The sequence below is a fragment of the Arthrobacter sp. zg-Y895 genome (genome assembly GCF_020731025.1).
GTDB lineage: Bacteria > Actinomycetota > Actinomycetes > Actinomycetales > Micrococcaceae > Arthrobacter_B.
The window spans coordinates 106,172-123,589 of the sequence record NZ_JAJFZY010000001.1 but is presented as its reverse complement, the minus strand read 5'-3'; the positions used below and the strand labels follow the sequence as shown (position 1 = coordinate 123,589).

Below are 17,418 nucleotides of genomic sequence, written 5' to 3'. Positions count from 1 at the left end.
GGCCCGTCCGATTTGGACGGGCCCTCGTTTCTGTTGGGCTGCCTGCGTGCCGGTTGCCGGCTTTGCTTGCCGGTTGGCCGGCGCCGCCCCTACTCGGGCAGGCCGTCTGCCGGCATGGCAGGCCGTTCTTCGGTGTACTCCTCCACCTCGTCACCTGTTACGACGAACGGGGTGCCGAAGTAGGACTGCACGCCGTTGTCCACCCGGGTCAGCATTGCGCCGGTGTATCCCTGGTGGCTGTCTTCGCCGAAGCCCAGCGGTGCGTGGCCGTTGCCGGTGACGTTGCCGGATTCGAGTGCTTCGAGCAGGGACTCCCGGGTCGGGTTCTCCCCGGCTTCCTTGAGTGCCTCAACGAAGAGGTAGCCGATGGACATTCCGAAAATGGTGTTGCCGTCAAACGGAGCCCCGGCGTTGTATTCCTCGTTGATCTCGGCGAATTTTGCCGTCCATTCGTCCTCGGTGTCCGAGTAGGCAGGGAGGTAGTTGGCGCTGACGAAGCCCTGGAGCAGCTTGTTCGTGTTCTCGCCCAGGTATCCGGACAGGGTGTTGTAGTCTCCGCCGGCCGAGGACGCCATCCACTGCGGGAAGTAGCCGAGCTTTGCGGCCGTCCCCACTGCCTGGGCGCTGAAGCCGTTGATGGTGGCCAGGAAGTTCACCTCGCAGCCGGCTTCCTTCATCGCACTGATCTGCGCCGCGATGTCGGTATTGGCCGTGGAATAGACCTGGGCGTCGGCCAGGCCGTCCTCTCCGAGCACCGCTTCAAGCCCCGCCTGGAATTCCTCGCCGAAGTCATCATCCTGGCCGAAGAAGCAGTAGGTCTTGTCCGGGAACTCTTCCTGCGCGTAAGTGGCCAGGATCCGGGACTCGGTGGGGTAATCCACCATGAAACCGTAGGTGTACGGGTAGTCCTCGGGCTGGTTCCAGGTGGGACTGCCGGAAGCCACGAAGAGATCCGGCACCTCGTTGTCGTTCACGAAGTCCAGGACGGCGCTGTGCGGCGGCGTGCCGAGACCGCCCACCAGGGCGAAGACCTCGTCCTGGAGCACCATCTCGCGTACCGCTGTCTGGGTGTTGGCGGGGTTGTAGCCGTCATCCTTCACGATGTACTCAATGGTGCGGCCGTTGACTCCGCCGTTATCGTTCACGTAGTCGAAGTACGCCTTCGTGGCCGGTGAAATCGTGGAGTAGCCGGCCGCTGCCGGTCCGGTGAGCGGCTGGTGGGTGCCGACGGTGACGGTGGTGTCGGTGATTCCGGGAACGTCTTCGGCAGCTGGCTCGCCCCCTTCGTCCGGTGAAGCACATGAAGCCAGGCCGAGGGCAGCGGCTGCAAGGACGGCGGTACCCAGTCGGAGCTTGGAACGGATCATCATTGACCTTTCGGGGTTGCCGGTAGCTGCTCGGGCTCGTGCCGGGCGGATAACCGGGTTGGTGTACTGGATGCTGGTGATGGTGCGGTTTTGGGGGACTGCGGCGGAACGGAAACGGAACGGGACGGACCCAGCCGGCGGCCGGCCCGGACCAGCAGGCCCTGGATGCCCTGCGGGGCCAGCAGCACCACGAGGACCAGGACCAGTCCGAAGATGGCAACCGCAAGGTTGCCGTCCAGCCGCTGGGCCAGGTCCGTGGAGAGTTCGAGCCGGGAAGTGGCCGTGCTGATCAGATGCGGCAGGGCAACCAGGAGCACGGCGCCCCAGACTGCTCCGGTCAGGGAACCGATGCCGCCGACCACGGCGGCCATGAGCAGGAAGAGGGAGAACACCAGTGAATAGGCCCCTGGACTGGCACTCTGCGTGGTGTACGCCAGCAGGCCGCCGCCCATGCCGGCTGCGGCCGAGCTGAGGACGAAGGCGGTGACTTTGGTGCGGGCCGGGTTGATGCCGGCGAGTGCCGCCGCCACCGGGTTGTCCCGCACGGCCCTCAAGTGCCGGCCGAAGCGTCCGTGCAGCAGGTTCGCCAGCAGGGTCAGGACCAGGACGGAACAGACGACGGCGAGCCACGCCTGCCACGCTTCATTCGACACCATGCCGCGCAGCGAGGACGGGCGTTTTTCCACGGAGATCCACAAACCCTGGTCGCCGCCGAGCACTGAGGAAAAGGTGCTGGTGACCGCGGGAAGGGCCACCACCAGCGCCATGGTGAACCCGGCCAGATAGGGGCCGTGAAGCCGCCCGGCAGCGAGTCCGATCACCAGGCCGAGGACGGCTGCACCGATGACGGCTGCAACCAGCGGCACCAGGAGCAGCAGCGGGCCCTCCGTGCCGGCGTCGGCCATCGTGTTGGCGGTCAACGCGTAGCTGTACGCTCCGGCGGCCATGAGGGCTGCCTGCCCAAGGGACAGCTGGCCGCCGGCGCCCGTCAGCAGGGTGAGTCCGGCGATGCCGCACAGATAGGCGCAGGCAATGGCGAGCTGATACGAGGAGAACGACGGGATGACGAACGTGAGGCCAATCAGCAGGACCATCGCTGCCCCGGCAAAGCCGTACCGCTTGGTGACGCTCATACCGTCCGCTCCTTGGTCATTGAGAAGATTCCGCCGGGGCGGACCAGCAGCACGGCCAGCAGCAGGACCAGGATGGCGATGGGAGCCAGCGTGGCGCCCCCGTAGCCGCTGACCCAGCTCAGCAGCACGCCCACCGCCAATCCGCCCAGGACGGCACCGGCGGGGGAGTCCAGTCCGCCGATGACGGCAACGGTGAACGCATAGACGAAGACCGTGTCCGCGGCATGCGGGTTGAGCCCCAGTTCGGTGGGGATGACCAGCAGGGCGGCGAGTGCGCCCAGGGCGGAGGACATGGCCCAGCCAAGGGTGAGCATCCGCGAGGTCCGCACGCCGAGGAGCCGGGCCAGATCGGGGGCGAAGGCGGAGGCCCGCAGCCGCAGTCCCAGCGGCGTCTTCGTGAACAGCAGGACCAGGCCGCCGACCAAAAGGGCTATGCAGGCAAACACGAAGAGGTCATAGGAGGAGAAGACGGTGATGCCGAAGATCTCCACCGGGTTTGAGCTGAACGGCGTCACCATGGTCCGGTAGCTGTTCCCGAACACCATGCCCAGGATGGCCTGGATCAGCATCAGCAGGCCGAGGCCGGCAATGACCGGATTCAAGGCGGAGCCGTTGCCCACAAAGCGCATAACGCCGCGTTCCACCAGGGCTCCGATCAGGAAACCCGCTAGGAGCGCTGCGGCAAGTCCCGCCCAGTAGCTCCCGGTGAGGGCGGTGACCGTGAAGGCGATGTAGGTTGCCGCCACCGCCATGGCGCCCTGCGCAAAGTTCACGATCCGGGCGGCACGCCAGATCAGCACCAGGGAGAGCGCGAAGGCAGCAAGTACTGCCCCGCGGGCGAGGCCGTCAAAGGTGAGGAAAAGAAATCTGTCCATTAGAACCCCAGGTAGGTGTGGCGGAGGTCGGTGTCTTCGGCCAGCTCGGCCGCCGGCCGTGAGGCGACAATCCGGCCCAGGTTGAGTACGACGCCGTGGTCCGCGACCGCGAGCGCGCTCCGGACGTTCTGCTCGATCAGCAGTACGGTCAGGCCGGTGTCGTCGCGGAGGCGGCGCAGCATGCCCAGGATCTGTGCGGTCACCTTGGGTGCCAGCCCCAGGGACGGCTCGTCCAGCAGGAGGAGCGACGGTGCGGCCATCAGGGCCCGCCCCAGCGCAAGCATCTGGCGCTCGCCGCCGGAGAGCTGGTGTCCGGCAGCCTTCCGGCGTCGTGCAAGCGGCTCGAAGAGTTCGTACATCCCAGTGAGCACCTCATCCGCTGCCTTACGGTCCTTCCGCCACAGTCCGCCCAGGCGCAGGTTTTCATCCACCGTCAGTTCGGTGATGACGCCGCGGCCTTCGGGAACCAGCGCGACGCCGTGGCGCACCATGTCCTCGACCGGCACCCGGGTCAGGTCCTTGCCGTCCTTGATGCGGATGCTGCCGGCCGAGGGCCGCAGCTGGCCGGTGATGGTCCGCAGGAGGGTGGTCTTTCCGGCGCCGTTGGCCCCCACAACAGTGGTGATGGAGCCTTCCGGAACGGACAGGTCGATCCCGTGCAGTACGCGGACGGCGCCGTAGCCTGCACTGACGCCTTCCAATACCAGTGCGCCGGTCATGCCACCTCAACTCCCAGATAGGCATCTGCGACGGCCGGATCGGCGCCGATTTCGGCTGGTGTGCCTTCGGCGATGAGGCGGCCGAAGTCCAGCACGGCGATGCGGTCGCAGACCTCCATGACCAGGTCCACGTGATGTTCCACGAGCACCACCGAACACCCGTCTCCGGGTACGGTGCGGATGATGGAAGCCAGTTCCTCAATGTCGTCATGGCTCAGTCCGCCGGCAGGTTCATCCAGCAGCAGCAGCCTCGGTTCGCTGACCAGTGCCCGGGCCAGGGCCACCTTCTTGCGGATTCCGTAGGGGAGGGTGTCGGGCAGGGAGGCAGCGTACCCGGCAATGCCGAGGGCCTCCAGTGCTTCCATCGACCGCTCCGCGAGCCGGGCTTCGCGTCGGACGGAGCCCGGCAGGGCCAGGAGATCGAGCCCTCCGCGTGAGCCGGCTGCCAAACCTGCCGTGACGTTCTGCAGCACGGTCAACCCGGGGAACAGGCCGAGCCCCTGCAGGGTGCGTGCTACTCCGAAGCGGGTCAGGCGGTGCGGACGAGGGATGAATCCCTGTCCATCCAGCTCCAAGCTGCCTTCCGTGGGTGGGAACACCCCGCAGATCACGTTGAACAGGGTGGTCTTTCCTGCTCCGTTGGGACCCATGACCCCCACGATCCTGCCTGCGGGGATGTCCAGGGACACCGAGTCCAGCGCGGTGAGTCCGCCGAACCGAACGGTGATCCCGTCCAAGCGGAGACGCGGCGGTTCCGACCGGTCGGTATGTTGCTCCTGCATGAGTACTCCATCGTCTCTGCTCTAACCTTGCATGGTGCTGTCTTGAAGGTGGTGCGGGAGGTGCGGTGGTGCGGTATTGAGGAGGTGCTGTGGTGATCTGGTGCGGTAAATCGGTTACTTTGCCTGCAGTCCGGCCAGGTAAAGATCGGTCAGTTGCGCCGCTGCCTGTTCGCGGCTGATGGACCCGCCGGGGGAGTACCAGTACGAGAGATAATGCGGGTCGGAGAAGAAGTTGGCCGCCAGCACAGGTATCGGAATATCGGTGCGGAAGACGCCGTCGGACTGGCCGCGGACCAGTAGGGCGGTGAACGCCTCGTTGTATTCGCGTCGCCTCCGCTTCACTTCCTCTTGACGGTCCTCGCTGAGCATGTGCTGGGAGCGGAAGAACACGGATCCTTCACGGATCCAGTCGATGGACGTCATGATCACGTCCTCGCAGACCAGGCGCATGGTTTCAACCGCCGGCAGCCCCCGCCCGATAATCTCGGTCAGGTGCTCGCGCTGGAGGGTCAGGATGCGGTCGTAGATGTCAAAGAGCAGGTCGTCCTTGGAATTGAAGTAGTGATAGAGAGCGCCTTTCGTCACCCCTGCCGCGTCAACGATCTGCTGCACGCTCGTTTTTGCGTAGCCGTGCCGCGCGAAAAGCTCCACGGAGGTCCGTGCGAGCTCTTCCTTGATGTTCAGGGTCTTCATGCGGGGTGGTGTCCGGGTTTCTCGTGATGCGGACCGGCGGTAGGAACCGACCGGTTGGTATGTGCGAACACCATAACCCCGAAGGGGGCAGGCTGCGCAAGGGTTTGGCCGAAAGAATTCCGGCGGGCGGTCCCGACACCCCTTCAGCCCGTGCGTGAAGCGTCCCATGCGTCCCCGGCGGTTCCCCTAAAGTCGTGCGCATGACTCCTTCCGTGCACCCGCCCATTCCGTTCGAGCCTGCTGCCCGGGACTTCCCCGGCTGGACCATGCCGCCGTCCGTGCCGCAGGGCATGCGGATGGAGTTGAGCAGGGCACGGCTGCTGGATTCCCGCGAGTCTTCGTTCGACGACTGGATGACAATGCTCCACGAGCGCTACGACGAATGCCTGGCCACGCTGGGCAGGGAACTCATGGCGCTGGAAGCCACGTTCCTGAACCAGGAGGCGGACGGGTCCTGGTGGATGTACCACTTCCAGCTGATGGGAAATGCGAGCCCCGGGCTCGTACCCGACAACCCCTTGGACCAGGCACATCTGGAGTACGGGAAACTGACCAAGCATCCCGGGTGGGAGGAGCTTCAGCCGCGGTTCTTCCTTTGCCCGCCGGCAGTGCGTGCCGCCGTCGAGGATGCCGGGGCTGCCGGGGCTGAGGGTGTTGCCAGGGCCGTCGGAGCTGCCGGGGCAGAGGGTGTTGCCAGGGCCGTCGGAGCTGCCGGGGCAGAGGGTGTTGCCGGCGCTGCCGGGGACTCCGGGGCCTAGGCGCAGGCGCAAAACAAGAAGAACCCCGCAGCCGGGGGCTGCGGGGTTCTTCTCTTATGTCTCAATGTGCCCTCGATAGGATTCGAACCTACGGCCTGTTGCTCCGGAGGCAACCGCTCTATCCCCTGAGCTACGAGGGCAAGGACTCCGGTAAACCGGCAGGTCCTGTGGGACTCAAGAAGCTTAGCAGGTTTCAGGCGGGCGGGGAAAACCTGCTCCTACCGCGGATGGGCCGGGCGCCGGACTCGTTTCCGGTGTTGTTCCCGAAGGCTTAATTTCGTCGTCTGAAAACCGGCCCCGTTGGTTCGTTTGTGCGGGTAGGTAGTGACCGTCGAAAGACAGGTATTTCCGGTTTCCGGAAGGGACGTTTTTGAGACTTTTATCGGCCGGAAATGTCAGTGCCGGATGAAATCCTGAGGTATGGATCAGCTCGGGAATACAGAACCGACAACTGAAGAGCAGGGCGGTCAGGGCCGGCAGCCGGAAGGGCAGGCCGGTGACTCGGAGGCGCCCTGCTCTCCCGTCACTTTGGCGGTCTACTGGGCGGAACCTGCCGTCGAACCTGCCGGCCCTGCCGGGGCCGCTGCCGCGGGTACCCCTGCTTCTGCTGCCACTCCCGAGAACGACGCCGAGTCCGGCACCGGGCCAGCCGGCAATCCTGTTCCTGATGCCGGGCCTGGCCTTCCCGATCCATCCGACGCAGAGCCATCTGATTCCGGATCTCCCGCCCCCGAATCAGAGGCTCCCGCCACCCCCGATTCCGGAGCTGATAGTTCTGCCTCCTACCCGGACGGGTTCACCGGGAGGTTGGCGCTGCAGAACATTGAAGCCTTCGACGAGCACACGGTTGGTGAAGCCCTGTCCCGGATGGCGCATTTGATGTCCTGGGTGCAGGCGCTGGAGGCACGTTTGATGGTCCGGATGCAGGAGATCTTCCGGGAGGACTTCCACGCCGCTTCGGGGCGGCTCGAACCCGGGATGGCGTTCAGCCTGGCAGCGTCAGAATGTGCAGCCATTTTGAACATTCCGCAGGTCACCGCCCAGCGGATGATGTTCGAAGCGGGCAAACTTTGCGGGACCCACACCGCCACCTTGGCCGGGCTGGAGGAAGGACGGCTGTCCTACCAGCACGCCCTGGTTGTGCTGGACCAATGCCAAGACGTGCCAGAGGCGAAACTGCCTGGGTTTGAAGCCGACCTACTGGCAGCTGCGGAGGGCCAGACCCGGGCACAGTTCTCCTGCAAAGCCCGCCGCCTGCGCGAAAGGAAGTTTCCGGACACCGTCAGCAAACGGCACCTGACCGCGTTCGAACAGCGGAAGGTCACCCTGGACCGGGAAGAGGACGGAATGTCCTGCCTCTCCGCCCACCTGCGAGCTGCGGAAGCGCAGCAGATCTACACGGCACTGAGCACTGCGGCCCATGGCGAACAGTCCGCCGGGGATTCCCGGACTACGGATCAGTTGCGTGCGGACATTCTGGCTCAGTTGCTGATGGGCGGCCTCGGCTCAACCCGTGTCACGGATACCGGCGGGGCCGGCAGTCGCGGTAGCGACGGGGCAGGCCATACGGGTGACGGTGCAGGCTGGACCGGCCGGAGTGGCGGTGCTGCCAGTCGCGGCCCGGCTCGAGCTGGCGAGGCGGGAGAGGCAGCCGGTGAGAGTGGAACCGGTGGCGGAGCAGCAACAGGTGCGCACGGAACCGGGGGAGGCGACGCTGGACCAGACGAGGGGATCGTCCCTCGGGCGGAAATCATGGTCCTGATCAGCGCGGAAACCCTCTTTGGCGCCGATGACCAGCCAGCAGAGCTGCATGGTTACGGGCCCATCAGCGCCGAAGCGGCCCGCAGGCTCGCCCGCAACGCCGTCGGATGGACCGGGCTGGCCCAGGATCCGCAGACCGGAGAAATCCTGGGCGTGGGACGGCGGCGAAAAGTCCCGGCCGGGCTCCGCCGATGGCTCCGGGCCCGGGACGGAACCTGCAGATTCCCCGGCTGCCGGGTCAGCACCGCGAACGCGGACATTGACCACACCATCGATTGGGCAAAAGGAGGTCCCACCGATCACGGAAACCTGGAACACCTGTGCCGGCGTCACCACCGGTTCAAGACCCTGGGTTTCTGGAAAGCGTGCCAGCCCGAACCCGGGGTGATCGAGTGGACTTCGCCTACCGGACGTGTCTATCGCACAGAACCGTTTTTGGAATTCGACTCACCGGACACGGCACCTGATCCGCGGCAGGACCACGCGCGAACGAACCCTGAGCAGACGCAACCGGAACAAGTGCCGCCGTTCTGAGCGGCCCGCACAGGAGGACCGCTGTCGCAACCCCGGCAGCAGGTCCGCGGGAACAAGCCTGGACCCGCACCTAGAGGAGCCGACATCTAGCGGCCTGCGTCTAGCGGGCCGGCGGCCTTTCCCGTGCTCTTTATGGAGTCTCAGAGCTGGAACAGCTTGTTGCTCTGCAGGCTATGCCGCCGGGTAAACACTTGGAGATTGTCAGACGTATGGGCCGCTGGGACAACACTTCCAGCGGCCGAGCGGACTAGTACCCCAGAAACGGGTCGGTGCGGATCCGCTTGCCGCCGGCACCGCGGACGGCCTTGCGGGCAGCAGCCACCGCCTGCGGCGAACCCGAAACATAGATTGTCCGAGCAGCCAGGTCGGGAACTTCCGCACGCAGGACCGCAGCATCGGGAAGCCCCGGACCCAACCAGGTCCAGCCCGGGATCCCCGGATCCGACGGCGTGCAGACCAGAACCCGAACCCCCAGTTCCTGCAGTTCCCCGGCATAGGCAAGCTCGTCAACAGAGGATGCCGCGTAGACCAGCACAATGTCCCGGCCCTCCCCGCGGACCTGCCGCAGCTGGCTGATGAAAGGAGTGATGCCGATACCCGAAGCGATCATCAGCACCGGTGTCCGGGCGTCCCGCGGCAAGAGGAAGTCACCGGCAATGGTCGTGGCGGCCACCTCCGCTCCGGGGCGCATCTTCAACAGGGCAGTCTTGAAAGTGCTGCCCGGTTCGGCCACGCGAAGCCCCACCGCCACCGTGCCGGGTTCCGACGGCGCGGTAGTGATGCTGAAAATGCGCCGCGACCCCCGCGAGTCCGGCTCAAAATGCGGCACGGCAAGTTCCATGTACTGGCCGGCACGGAAGCGGACAGGATGAGTCGGCTCGAACACCAGTTCACGGGCCGTAGGGGTCAGCTCCCGGGTTTCGCGCAGCCGCAGCCGGACAGCTCCGCGCTGGCCCACGACGAACGCGAGGACATTCCCGACCAGCAGCGCCAGCTCCGGGGACATCATCACCGGGCCAAGGGACAGCGGAACGGCGAAGAGAACACCAACGACGACGGCCTCCGCCAGGCGCTGGGCGCGCAACGGAGGCAGGGTCAGCGGTTCGGTAAGCATGAAGCCGGCCAGGAACACCAGGGGATAGCTTCCGACGATGGTGGCCAGGGCGTAGGAGACGGACTCACCGCCCGCGAGGAAGCGGGCCAGGACAATAACCCCGGCAGTAAGGACGAAAACCCCGGCCATTGGCAGCAGGCGGTTCCGGTACAGCACCAGGATGGCGGCCGGAAGGATCGCGATCAGCATGCCCGGAGTCGCCACCCACCAGACGGCACCGCCCAGCCCGGTCACTGCGACCGCAAACGCACCCGCCGCAGCCGGGTTGAGGATGTGCCGCCGCCGGAACACCAGGAGATATTTGGAAGCCGTCGCCACTGCTCCGGCCAGGGCCACGCAACCCAGCTGTACACCGTCGGTGCTGGGCCAGAAGAGGAAAAACAGGAGCAGGCCGGTGATCAGTGAGGAGTCGGTCTGCGGACGGGTGCGAAGCAGCAGCCCGGCCACACGGCTGGTGACGAGGGTGGAGGCCACCGCCGTCACCGCCGTCGCTCCCAGCTCTGCCGGTGTGTAGAACAGCACGCCGGCAAAGGAGAGGACAAAGGACCAGGCAGCAATTGCCAGCAGCACCCAGACCGTGAACCGGTACATGGTCCAACGCCCCAGGAAGGTGTTCAGGGTGCGGGGAGCGGCGGGGGCGGAAATGCTCATGGGAATAGGACTCCAGCCATTGCAGGGGAATAGTCGGCCCGGCCGTCAGTGAACATCCGGACATAGTCAAAGGTGAACGTACCGGCCAGTTCCTGCGGATCGGCGAAGAACAGGGCAGTGGCCAGGCCGTCCGCCGTCATGGCGTCCGCCGCCAGCACCCACGTGGCCGCCACGGTATCCACAGGGGAACCGGTGCGGGCGTCGAGCACGTGGTGCAGTCCGTCTCCCCACTGCCGGCGGTTGACGGCCGAGGCGCACAGTGCACGGTCCGAGAGGGTCAGCACCCCGAGGGCCCGCTTCGCGTCATACGGATGCTCCAACGCAATCCGCAGGGGAGCGGCGCCGGCATGGCGCAGGTCCGAACCGGCGTCCACCACATACTCCCGGTGACCTGCGGTTTCCAGGACCTCGCTGACCAGGTCCACCAGCTGGCCCTTTCCGGCGGCACCGATATCGAAGGTCACCGGCACGGCAGTGGTCAGCGTGGTTCCCCGGCCGTCGGCGGTCCAGGACACGGTATCCGTCCAAGCAGCTGCGGGAGCAGGCGGCCCGGAGGGCAGGAAGCTGTATCCGGCGTCGTACCCCAACACCTCCAGCGAGCGCCCCACCAGCGGGTTAACCGCGCCACGGGTGATCCGCTGCAGCGAATCGAAGAGCCGCAGCAGCGGCGCGGCCGAAGCGGGCAGGGCAAAGCTGCCCGCAGCCTCGGCCATCCGCGCAACCGTGGAATCGGAGCGGAAGCGCGAATAGGTGCGGTCATAACTGTCGACCACGTCCGCGACCGCAGCCCGGGTGGCGGAATCCAAAGGCGCGGCAGTGGAGAGGGACCACTGCGTGCCGATCGCCTCGAACCCCAGGGTGTGCACGGGTGCTGTCCTAGGAGGCAGCTTCGGACCGGATGGCGTCCAAGGCGCGGTTGAAGCCCTCGCTGGTCAGCGAGGATCCGGCCACCTTGTCCACGTCCAGCTCGTCGAGGTTCCTGCCGACCACCTGCTCCTTGACACCGGCGGTGAACTCACGCTGGTACTGCTTGGACGTCGGGTTCTTCTGCGAGGTCTCCACCTCCAGCTCCGTCACCACGCCGCCCTCGAGCCGCAGCGTTACGTCCACGTCTTCGGAAGTGCCCGACGGCGGGATGTAGCTTCCGGTGCCGGAGTACTCACCGTCGGCGTAGCTGCCGGAACCGGCTGCAGCGTCGGAGGATGCTGCGGAAGACTCAGGGGAGGAAGCGGGGGATGACGCGGGGGACTTCGCCGGAGCCTCGCCGGCGTCGACGGTTTCCTCGCCCGCGGCACAGCCGGCGGCAGACAGCAGGGACAGGCCGGCGGCGGCACACAGCAGGGACTTGCTCGCTCGGTTCACGGTTCTCCTTGGAGTGGGGGCGCTTGGGAACGTTCCCTTTCATTACATCGCATCATTGGTGCCGGTGCTGGATCCGCACAGCGTAAGGCCTGTCATACAAAACAGGACCCGTGCTGCACCCGGCTATGCTTAACCGGTGACTCCTGAAGAACTTTCCTCCGCCGTAACTGCCTGCCTCCAAGACGCCATCGATGCCGGTGAGTTCAGCATCGAGCTGCCCGGTGAGGTGCGGGTCGAGCGCCCGAAGAACCGGGACCACGGTGACTGGGCCACCAACATCGCCCTGCAGCTGTCCAAGCAGGCCGGCATGAATCCCCGCCAGTTCGCCGAGATCCTCAAGGGCCGGCTGGAAAAGATCGCCGGAGTGGCCAAGGTCGATATTGCCGGCCCGGGCTTCCTGAACATCACCCTCGACGCCGGTGCAGCCGGTGAACTGGCCAAGGCCATCGTCGAGGCCGGACCCGCCTACGGCACCTCGGAAATCCTCAAGGGCACCCGGATCAACCTGGAGTTCGTCTCCGCCAACCCCACGGGACCCATCCACCTGGGCGGCACCCGCTGGGCCGCCGTCGGCGATGCCCTGGCCCGGGTCTTCCAGTCCCAGGGCGCGGAGGTCACCCGCGAGTACTACTTCAATGACCACGGCGCGCAGATTGACCGCTTCGCCCGCTCCCTGCTCGCCTCGGCCAAGGGCGAACCTGCGCCGGAAGACGGTTACGCCGGCGAGTACATCGTGGATATTGCCAACCGCGTGCTGGCCGCAGAGCCGAACATCACCGAGCTGCCCGACGCCGAGGCGCAGGAACGTTTCCGCGCCGTCGGTGTGGACTTCATGTTCGGCGACATCAAGGAATCCCTGCACAACTTCGGCGTGGACTTCGATGTGTTCTTCCACGAGGATTCGCTGCACGAAAACGGCCAGGTCGCCAAGCTGCTGGAGCAGCTCAAGGGCTCCGAGAACCTGTACGAGAAGGACGGCGCCTGGTGGCTGAACTCCACCGCGTTCGGCGACGACAAGGACCGCGTGGTCATCAAGTCGGACGGCAACGCCGCCTACATTGCCGGTGACATTGCCTACATCCACAACAAGCGCGAGCGCGGCTTCGACCTGAACGTCTACATGCTGGGTGCCGACCACCACGGCTACGTAGCGCGCCTGAAGGCCGCCGCCGCAGCCCTGGGCCACGACCCGGAGTGCGTCGAGGTACTCATCGGCCAGATGGTGAACCTGGTCAAGGACGGCAAGCCCGTGCGCATGTCCAAGCGCGCCGGCACCGTGGTCACCCTTGAGGACCTGGTCGACGCCGTGGGCGTGGACGCCGCCCGCTACACGCTGGCCCGCTTCTCCGCCGATTCCAACATCGACGTTGACCTGGACCTGCTGACCAAGCGCAGCAACGAGAACCCCGTGTTCTACGTCCAGTACGCCCACGCCCGCACCCACGCCCTGGCCCGCAACGCCGAGGCCGCCGGCGTCGACGATTCCGCGTTTGATGCCTCGCTGCTGAGCCACCCCACCGAGAGCGCGCTGCTGGCCGCACTGGGGCAGTACCCCGGCGTCGTCGCGCAGGCCAGCGCCTTCCGCGAACCGCACCGCGTGGCCCGCCACCTCGAGGTCATCGCCGGCACCTACCACCGCTGGTACGACGCCTGCCGCATTGCACCCCAGGGCGACGAGGAAATCACCGACACCAACCGCACCCGCCTGTGGCTGAACCTTGCCGCACGCCAGGTCCTGGCCAACGGCCTGGGCCTCTTGGGAGTCTCCGCACCCGAACGGATGTAATTCATGACTGCTTCACCCCTGGCTCCCGCATGGCTGAGCCACCCGGAAGACAGCAACGCCCTGCGCCCGCAGATGTGGGCGCAGGACGTCATGCGCGGCGACGGCGGCGAGCTGGAGATCTCCGGCATCCCCGTCTCCCGGATCGCCGAGGAATTCGGCACCCCCGTGTTCGTGATGTCGGAAGCGGATTTCCGGGCCCGTGCCCGGGACTTCAAGGACTCCTTCGACGCTGCGTTCGCGGGGCTGTGCGGGGGAGTGGATGTCTACTACGCCGGCAAATCCTTCCTCTGCACCGAGGTGGCCCGCTGGGTCTCCTCCGAGGGGCTGCGCCTGGACACCTGCTCCGGCGGGGAGCTGGCAGTGGCCCGGCGTGCAGGGCTCCACGGCAGCCAGCTCGGACTGCACGGCAACAACAAGTCTCTGGCCGAGCTGGCCCGTGCCCTGGACATGGAGCTGGGCCGGATTGTGGTGGACAGCCTGGGCGAGCTGAAAATGCTGGGGGACCTGGCCGCCTCCCGCGGTGAACGCGCCAACGTCATGCTGCGGCTGACCCCGGGTGTACATGCCTCCACGCACGAGTTCATTGCCACCGCCCATGAGGACCAGAAGTTCGGCCTGTCCATGGTGGCCGACCCGGAGCTGGACGGAATGTCCCCGGCCATGGCCGCCGTGGAAACCGCACTCAAGCACGACGGTGTGAACCTGGTGGGCGTGCACTGCCACATCGGTTCGCAGATCTTCGAATCGGCCGGTTTTGAACTGGCCGCCCGCCGGCTGCTCGGTTTCCTGGCCGAGGTGAAGCAGGGTTACGGCGTTGAGCTGGCCGAACTGGACCTGGGCGGCGGCTACGGTATCGCCTACACGGAGGCAGACGCCCCGCGTCCGCCGGCCGAGATCGCCAACGCGATGGCCGCCGTCGTCGGCAGTACCTGCACCGAGCTGGGACTGGCGGTTCCGCGGATCTCCATTGAGCCCGGCCGTGCCATCGTAGGCCCGAGCACCTTCACGCTTTACCGGGCAGGCACCACCAAGACGGTCCGGGTGGACACGCCCGACGGCGGCACCTCGCCGCGGCGGTACGTTTCCGTGGACGGCGGGATGAGCGACAACGCCCGGCCCGTGCTCTACGGGGCGGACTACTCCGCCGTGCTGGCGTCGCGGACCTCCGAAGATGACGCGGTTATTTCGCGCGTAGTTGGCAAACACTGCGAAAGCGGCGACATAGTGGTGAGGGACGCCTACCTGCCTGCCGATGTCACGGCGTCGGATCTGCTGGCTGTTCCGGGTACCGGCGCCTACTGCTGGGTCCTGTCCAGCAATTACAACTATGTGGCCCGCCCGCCCGTTGTTGCGGTGCGGGACGGCGCTGCGCGGCTGATAGTCCGCGGCGAAACCGAAGACGACCTGCTGGCCCGGGACGTTTCCTAATTCTTAGAGGAGTTGGCACAACATATGAAGACCCTGAAAGTAGCCCTGCTGGGGTGCGGAAACGTGGGTTCGCAGGTTGCCCGGATCCTTATTGACGACGCCGCGGACCTCACGTCACGCCTCGGCGCGCGGCTGGAGCTCTCCGGCATCGCGGTGCGCAATGTTGATGCTCCCCGCGACGTGGACCTGCCTAAGGAACTGTTCACCACCGATGCCGAGACCCTGGTCCGCAACGCGGACATCGTGATTGAGCTGATGGGCGGCATCGAGCCGGCCCGCACCCTGATCCTGCACGCACTGGACTCCGGCGCCGCGGTCGTGACCGGCAACAAGGCCCTGCTCGCCGCAGACGGCGCCGCCCTCTACGAGAAGGCCGACGCCGCCGGTGTCCAGCTCTCCTATGAGGCCGCCGTAGCCGGGGCCATCCCGATCCTCCGCCCCATCCGGGACAGCCTCTCCGGGGACCGGATCACCAAGGTCATGGGCATCGTCAACGGCACCACCAACTACATCCTCGACGCCATGGATTCCACCGGAGCCCAGTTCGCAGATGCCCTGGGCGAGGCCCAGCGGCTTGGCTACGCCGAGGCGGATCCCACCGCGGATGTCGAGGGGCACGACGCCGCCGCGAAGGGTGCCATCCTCGCGTCCCTGGCGTTCCACACCGGGTTCGACCTCTCCGCCGTTTCCTGCGAGGGCATCAGCTCGGTTACTGCGGAGGACATCAGCGCCGCCAAGGAAGCCGGATTCGTCATCAAGCTGCTCGCCATCGCCGAGAAGTTTACGGACACGGACGGCACCGAAGGCGTCAGCGTACGCGTGCATCCCACCCTGCTGCCCCGCCTGCATCCGCTGGCCGCAGTGCACGGCGCGTTCAACGCCGTGTTCGTCGAAGCGGAAAACGCCGGTGAACTGATGTTCTACGGCCAGGGTGCCGGCGGTGCGCCCACCGCGTCCGCCGTCATGGGCGACGTCGTCACCGCCGCCCGCAGGCTCGTCCTGGGCGGTCCCGTTCCCGCCGGCTGTCCGAGCGGTTCGCTGCCGGCCCTGCCGCTGGAAAAGGTCACCACCAGCTACTCGATCGGCCTGGAAGTGGCCGATCAGCCCGGCGTCCTGGCCGCCGTCGCCCGGGTGTTCTCCGAGCACGGCGTCTCCATCGAAACCATGCGCCAGACCATCCACGGTGAAGGGGCCAGCGCTGAACTGCGTTTCGTCACGCATCGTGCTTCCGAGGCCGCCCTTGCGGCCACCGTCGAGGCCATCAAGGGCCTGGACGTCATCAAGAACGTCAAATCCGTCCTGCGGGTAGAAGGAGTCTGAGCCGTGGCTCACCAATGGCGCGGCGTTATCCGCGAATACGCCGACCGTCTTCCGGTCACCGAGAGCACCGAGGTCATTACCCTCGGTGAGGGCGGTACGCCGCTGGTCCGTGCGAAGGCGCTGTCCGCGCTGACCGGCTCGGAGGTGTACCTCAAGGTCGAAGGCATGAACCCGACCGGCTCCTTCAAGGACCGCGGAATGACCATGGCCATGACCGCTGCCGTGGAATCCGGTGCCAAGGCTGTGGTGTGCGCGTCCACCGGCAACACCAGCGCCTCGGCCGCCGCCTACGCCACGCAGGCGGGCATCACCTGCGCCGTGCTGGTGCCGGACGGCAAGATCTCCATGGGCAAGCTCAGCCAGGCCATTGCACACGGCGCCCAGCTGCTCCAGGTCCGCGGAAATTTCGACAACTGCCTGGAGGTGGCCCGCAAGCTTGCCGAGGCCTACCCGGTGTTCCTGGTGAACTCCGTCAATCCGGCACGCATCGAGGGCCAGAAGACGGCCTCCTTCGAAGTGGTGGACTACCTCGGAGATGCCCCCGACTACCACCTGCTGCCCGTCGGCAACGCCGGAAACATCACCGCCTACTGGAAGGGCTACTCCGAATACGCGAAGCCCTGGACCAACGTGGCCGGCGAGGAACTGGCTCCGGTGGCCACGAAGACCCCGCACATGTGGGGCTTCCAGGCCGAAGGCGCCTCGCCCCTGGTGAAGGGGCACCCGATCACCGATCCGGACACCATTGCCACCGCCATCCGGATCGGCAACCCGGCCTCCTGGGATCAGGCCATTGCCGCCCGCGACGAATCCGGCGGCCTGATCGAAGCCGTCACGGACACCGAAATCCTCGACGCGCACCGCTGGCTGTCCTCCCGCGAGGGCGTCTTCGTGGAACCGGCCTCCGCCGCCGGCGTGGCCGGGCTGCTCAAGAAGCACGCTGCCGGGGAAGTCCCGGCCGGCAAGACCATCGTCATTACGGTCACCGGCCACGGCTTGAAGGACCCGCAGTGGGCACTGCGCACCGCCGACGGTTCCGACGTCGAGCCCACCAAGGTGGACTTCGATGTTGTGAGCGTGGCGGCAGCGCTGGGCCTGGAAGCGGCGCAGCCCGCCGGATCCGGCAAGTAGGGCT

At 66.4% G+C, this 17,418-nt stretch carries 15 protein-coding genes and 1 tRNA gene; 6 read left to right on the top strand and 10 right to left on the bottom strand.

The window, feature by feature from the left end; all coding sequences use genetic code 11:
• Positions 1 to 89: 89 nt before the first annotated feature.
• From LJ760_RS00560 to LJ760_RS00535, 6 genes are all read right to left on the bottom strand, one after another.
• Positions 90 to 1,367, bottom strand: coding sequence for an ABC transporter substrate-binding protein (locus tag LJ760_RS00560; RefSeq protein ID WP_227918294.1), 1,278 nt, complete (start codon positions 1,365 to 1,367; stop codon positions 90 to 92).
• Positions 1,367 to 2,500, bottom strand: coding sequence for a branched-chain amino acid ABC transporter permease (locus LJ760_RS00555; protein WP_227918293.1), 1,134 nt, complete (start codon positions 2,498 to 2,500; stop codon positions 1,367 to 1,369). The genes LJ760_RS00560 and LJ760_RS00555 overlap by 1 nt, the downstream gene beginning before the upstream one ends.
• Positions 2,497 to 3,375 (bottom strand): branched-chain amino acid ABC transporter permease, encoded by an 879-nt coding sequence (locus LJ760_RS00550; protein ID WP_227918292.1) that lies wholly within the window; start codon positions 3,373 to 3,375, stop codon positions 2,497 to 2,499. Before LJ760_RS00550 ends, LJ760_RS00555 begins: the two co-directional genes overlap by 4 nt.
• Positions 3,375 to 4,094, bottom strand: coding sequence for an ABC transporter ATP-binding protein (locus LJ760_RS00545; RefSeq protein ID WP_227918291.1), 720 nt, complete (start codon positions 4,092 to 4,094; stop codon positions 3,375 to 3,377). Before LJ760_RS00545 ends, LJ760_RS00550 begins: the two co-directional genes overlap by 1 nt.
• Complete coding sequence (locus LJ760_RS00540) at positions 4,091 to 4,876, bottom strand: ABC transporter ATP-binding protein (protein ID WP_227918290.1); 786 nt, start codon at positions 4,874 to 4,876, stop codon at positions 4,091 to 4,093. Before LJ760_RS00540 ends, LJ760_RS00545 begins: the two co-directional genes overlap by 4 nt.
• A 114-nt stretch (positions 4,877 to 4,990) precedes the next feature.
• Positions 4,991 to 5,569, bottom strand: coding sequence for a TetR/AcrR family transcriptional regulator (locus tag LJ760_RS00535; protein ID WP_227918289.1), 579 nt, complete (start codon positions 5,567 to 5,569; stop codon positions 4,991 to 4,993).
• A gap of 200 nt (positions 5,570 to 5,769) precedes the next feature.
• On the opposite strand from LJ760_RS00535, the gene LJ760_RS00530 reads away from it, so the two are divergent.
• Positions 5,770 to 6,327: a DUF6176 family protein gene (locus LJ760_RS00530; protein WP_227918288.1), complete on the top strand. Its 558-nt coding sequence runs from the start codon at positions 5,770 to 5,772 to the stop codon at positions 6,325 to 6,327.
• Positions 6,328 to 6,394: 67 nt separating this feature from the next.
• Here LJ760_RS00530 and LJ760_RS00525 read toward each other — a convergent pair.
• Positions 6,395 to 6,467 (bottom strand) — tRNA-Arg (locus LJ760_RS00525).
• Positions 6,468 to 7,134: 667 nt separating this feature from the next.
• Here LJ760_RS00525 and LJ760_RS00520 point away from each other — a divergent pair.
• Positions 7,135 to 8,622 (top strand): HNH endonuclease signature motif containing protein, encoded by a 1,488-nt coding sequence (locus LJ760_RS00520; protein ID WP_227918287.1) that lies wholly within the window; start codon positions 7,135 to 7,137, stop codon positions 8,620 to 8,622.
• A gap of 247 nt (positions 8,623 to 8,869) precedes the next feature.
• On the opposite strand, the gene LJ760_RS00515 is transcribed toward LJ760_RS00520, so the two are convergent.
• Genes LJ760_RS00515 through LJ760_RS00505 form a run of 3 tightly spaced genes read right to left on the bottom strand, consistent with a single transcriptional unit; the run spans position 8,870 to position 11,749 of the window.
• A complete protein-coding gene (locus LJ760_RS00515; RefSeq protein ID WP_227918286.1) occupies positions 8,870 to 10,387 on the bottom strand; it encodes an FAD-dependent oxidoreductase in 1,518 nt (505 codons plus the stop codon).
• Entirely contained in the window at positions 10,384 to 11,253 is an 870-nt protein-coding gene (locus tag LJ760_RS00510; RefSeq protein ID WP_227918285.1) for an FAD:protein FMN transferase, read from the bottom strand. Before LJ760_RS00510 ends, LJ760_RS00515 begins: the two co-directional genes overlap by 4 nt.
• Positions 11,254 to 11,263: 10 nt before the next feature.
• Positions 11,264 to 11,749, bottom strand: a complete 486-nt coding sequence (locus tag LJ760_RS00505) for an FMN-binding protein (RefSeq protein WP_227918284.1) — start codon at positions 11,747 to 11,749, stop codon at positions 11,264 to 11,266.
• Positions 11,750 to 11,885: 136 nt separating this feature from the next.
• Between LJ760_RS00505 and argS the strand changes: the two genes are divergently transcribed.
• From argS to thrC, 4 genes are read left to right on the top strand one after another with little or no spacing between them, the layout of a single operon-like run.
• A complete protein-coding gene (gene argS / locus LJ760_RS00500) occupies positions 11,886 to 13,535 on the top strand; it encodes an arginine--tRNA ligase (RefSeq protein ID WP_227918283.1) in 1,650 nt (549 codons plus the stop codon).
• 3 nt (positions 13,536 to 13,538) lie between these two features.
• A complete protein-coding gene (gene lysA, locus LJ760_RS00495; RefSeq protein ID WP_227918282.1) occupies positions 13,539 to 14,963 on the top strand; it encodes a diaminopimelate decarboxylase in 1,425 nt (474 codons plus the stop codon).
• A 24-nt stretch (positions 14,964 to 14,987) separates the two neighbouring features.
• Positions 14,988 to 16,283, top strand: a complete 1,296-nt coding sequence (locus LJ760_RS00490) for a homoserine dehydrogenase (protein WP_227918281.1) — start codon at positions 14,988 to 14,990, stop codon at positions 16,281 to 16,283.
• 3 nt (positions 16,284 to 16,286) lie between these two features.
• Positions 16,287 to 17,414, top strand: coding sequence for a threonine synthase (gene thrC, locus LJ760_RS00485; RefSeq protein WP_227918280.1), 1,128 nt, complete (start codon positions 16,287 to 16,289; stop codon positions 17,412 to 17,414).
• Positions 17,415 to 17,418: the final 4 nt, after the last annotated feature.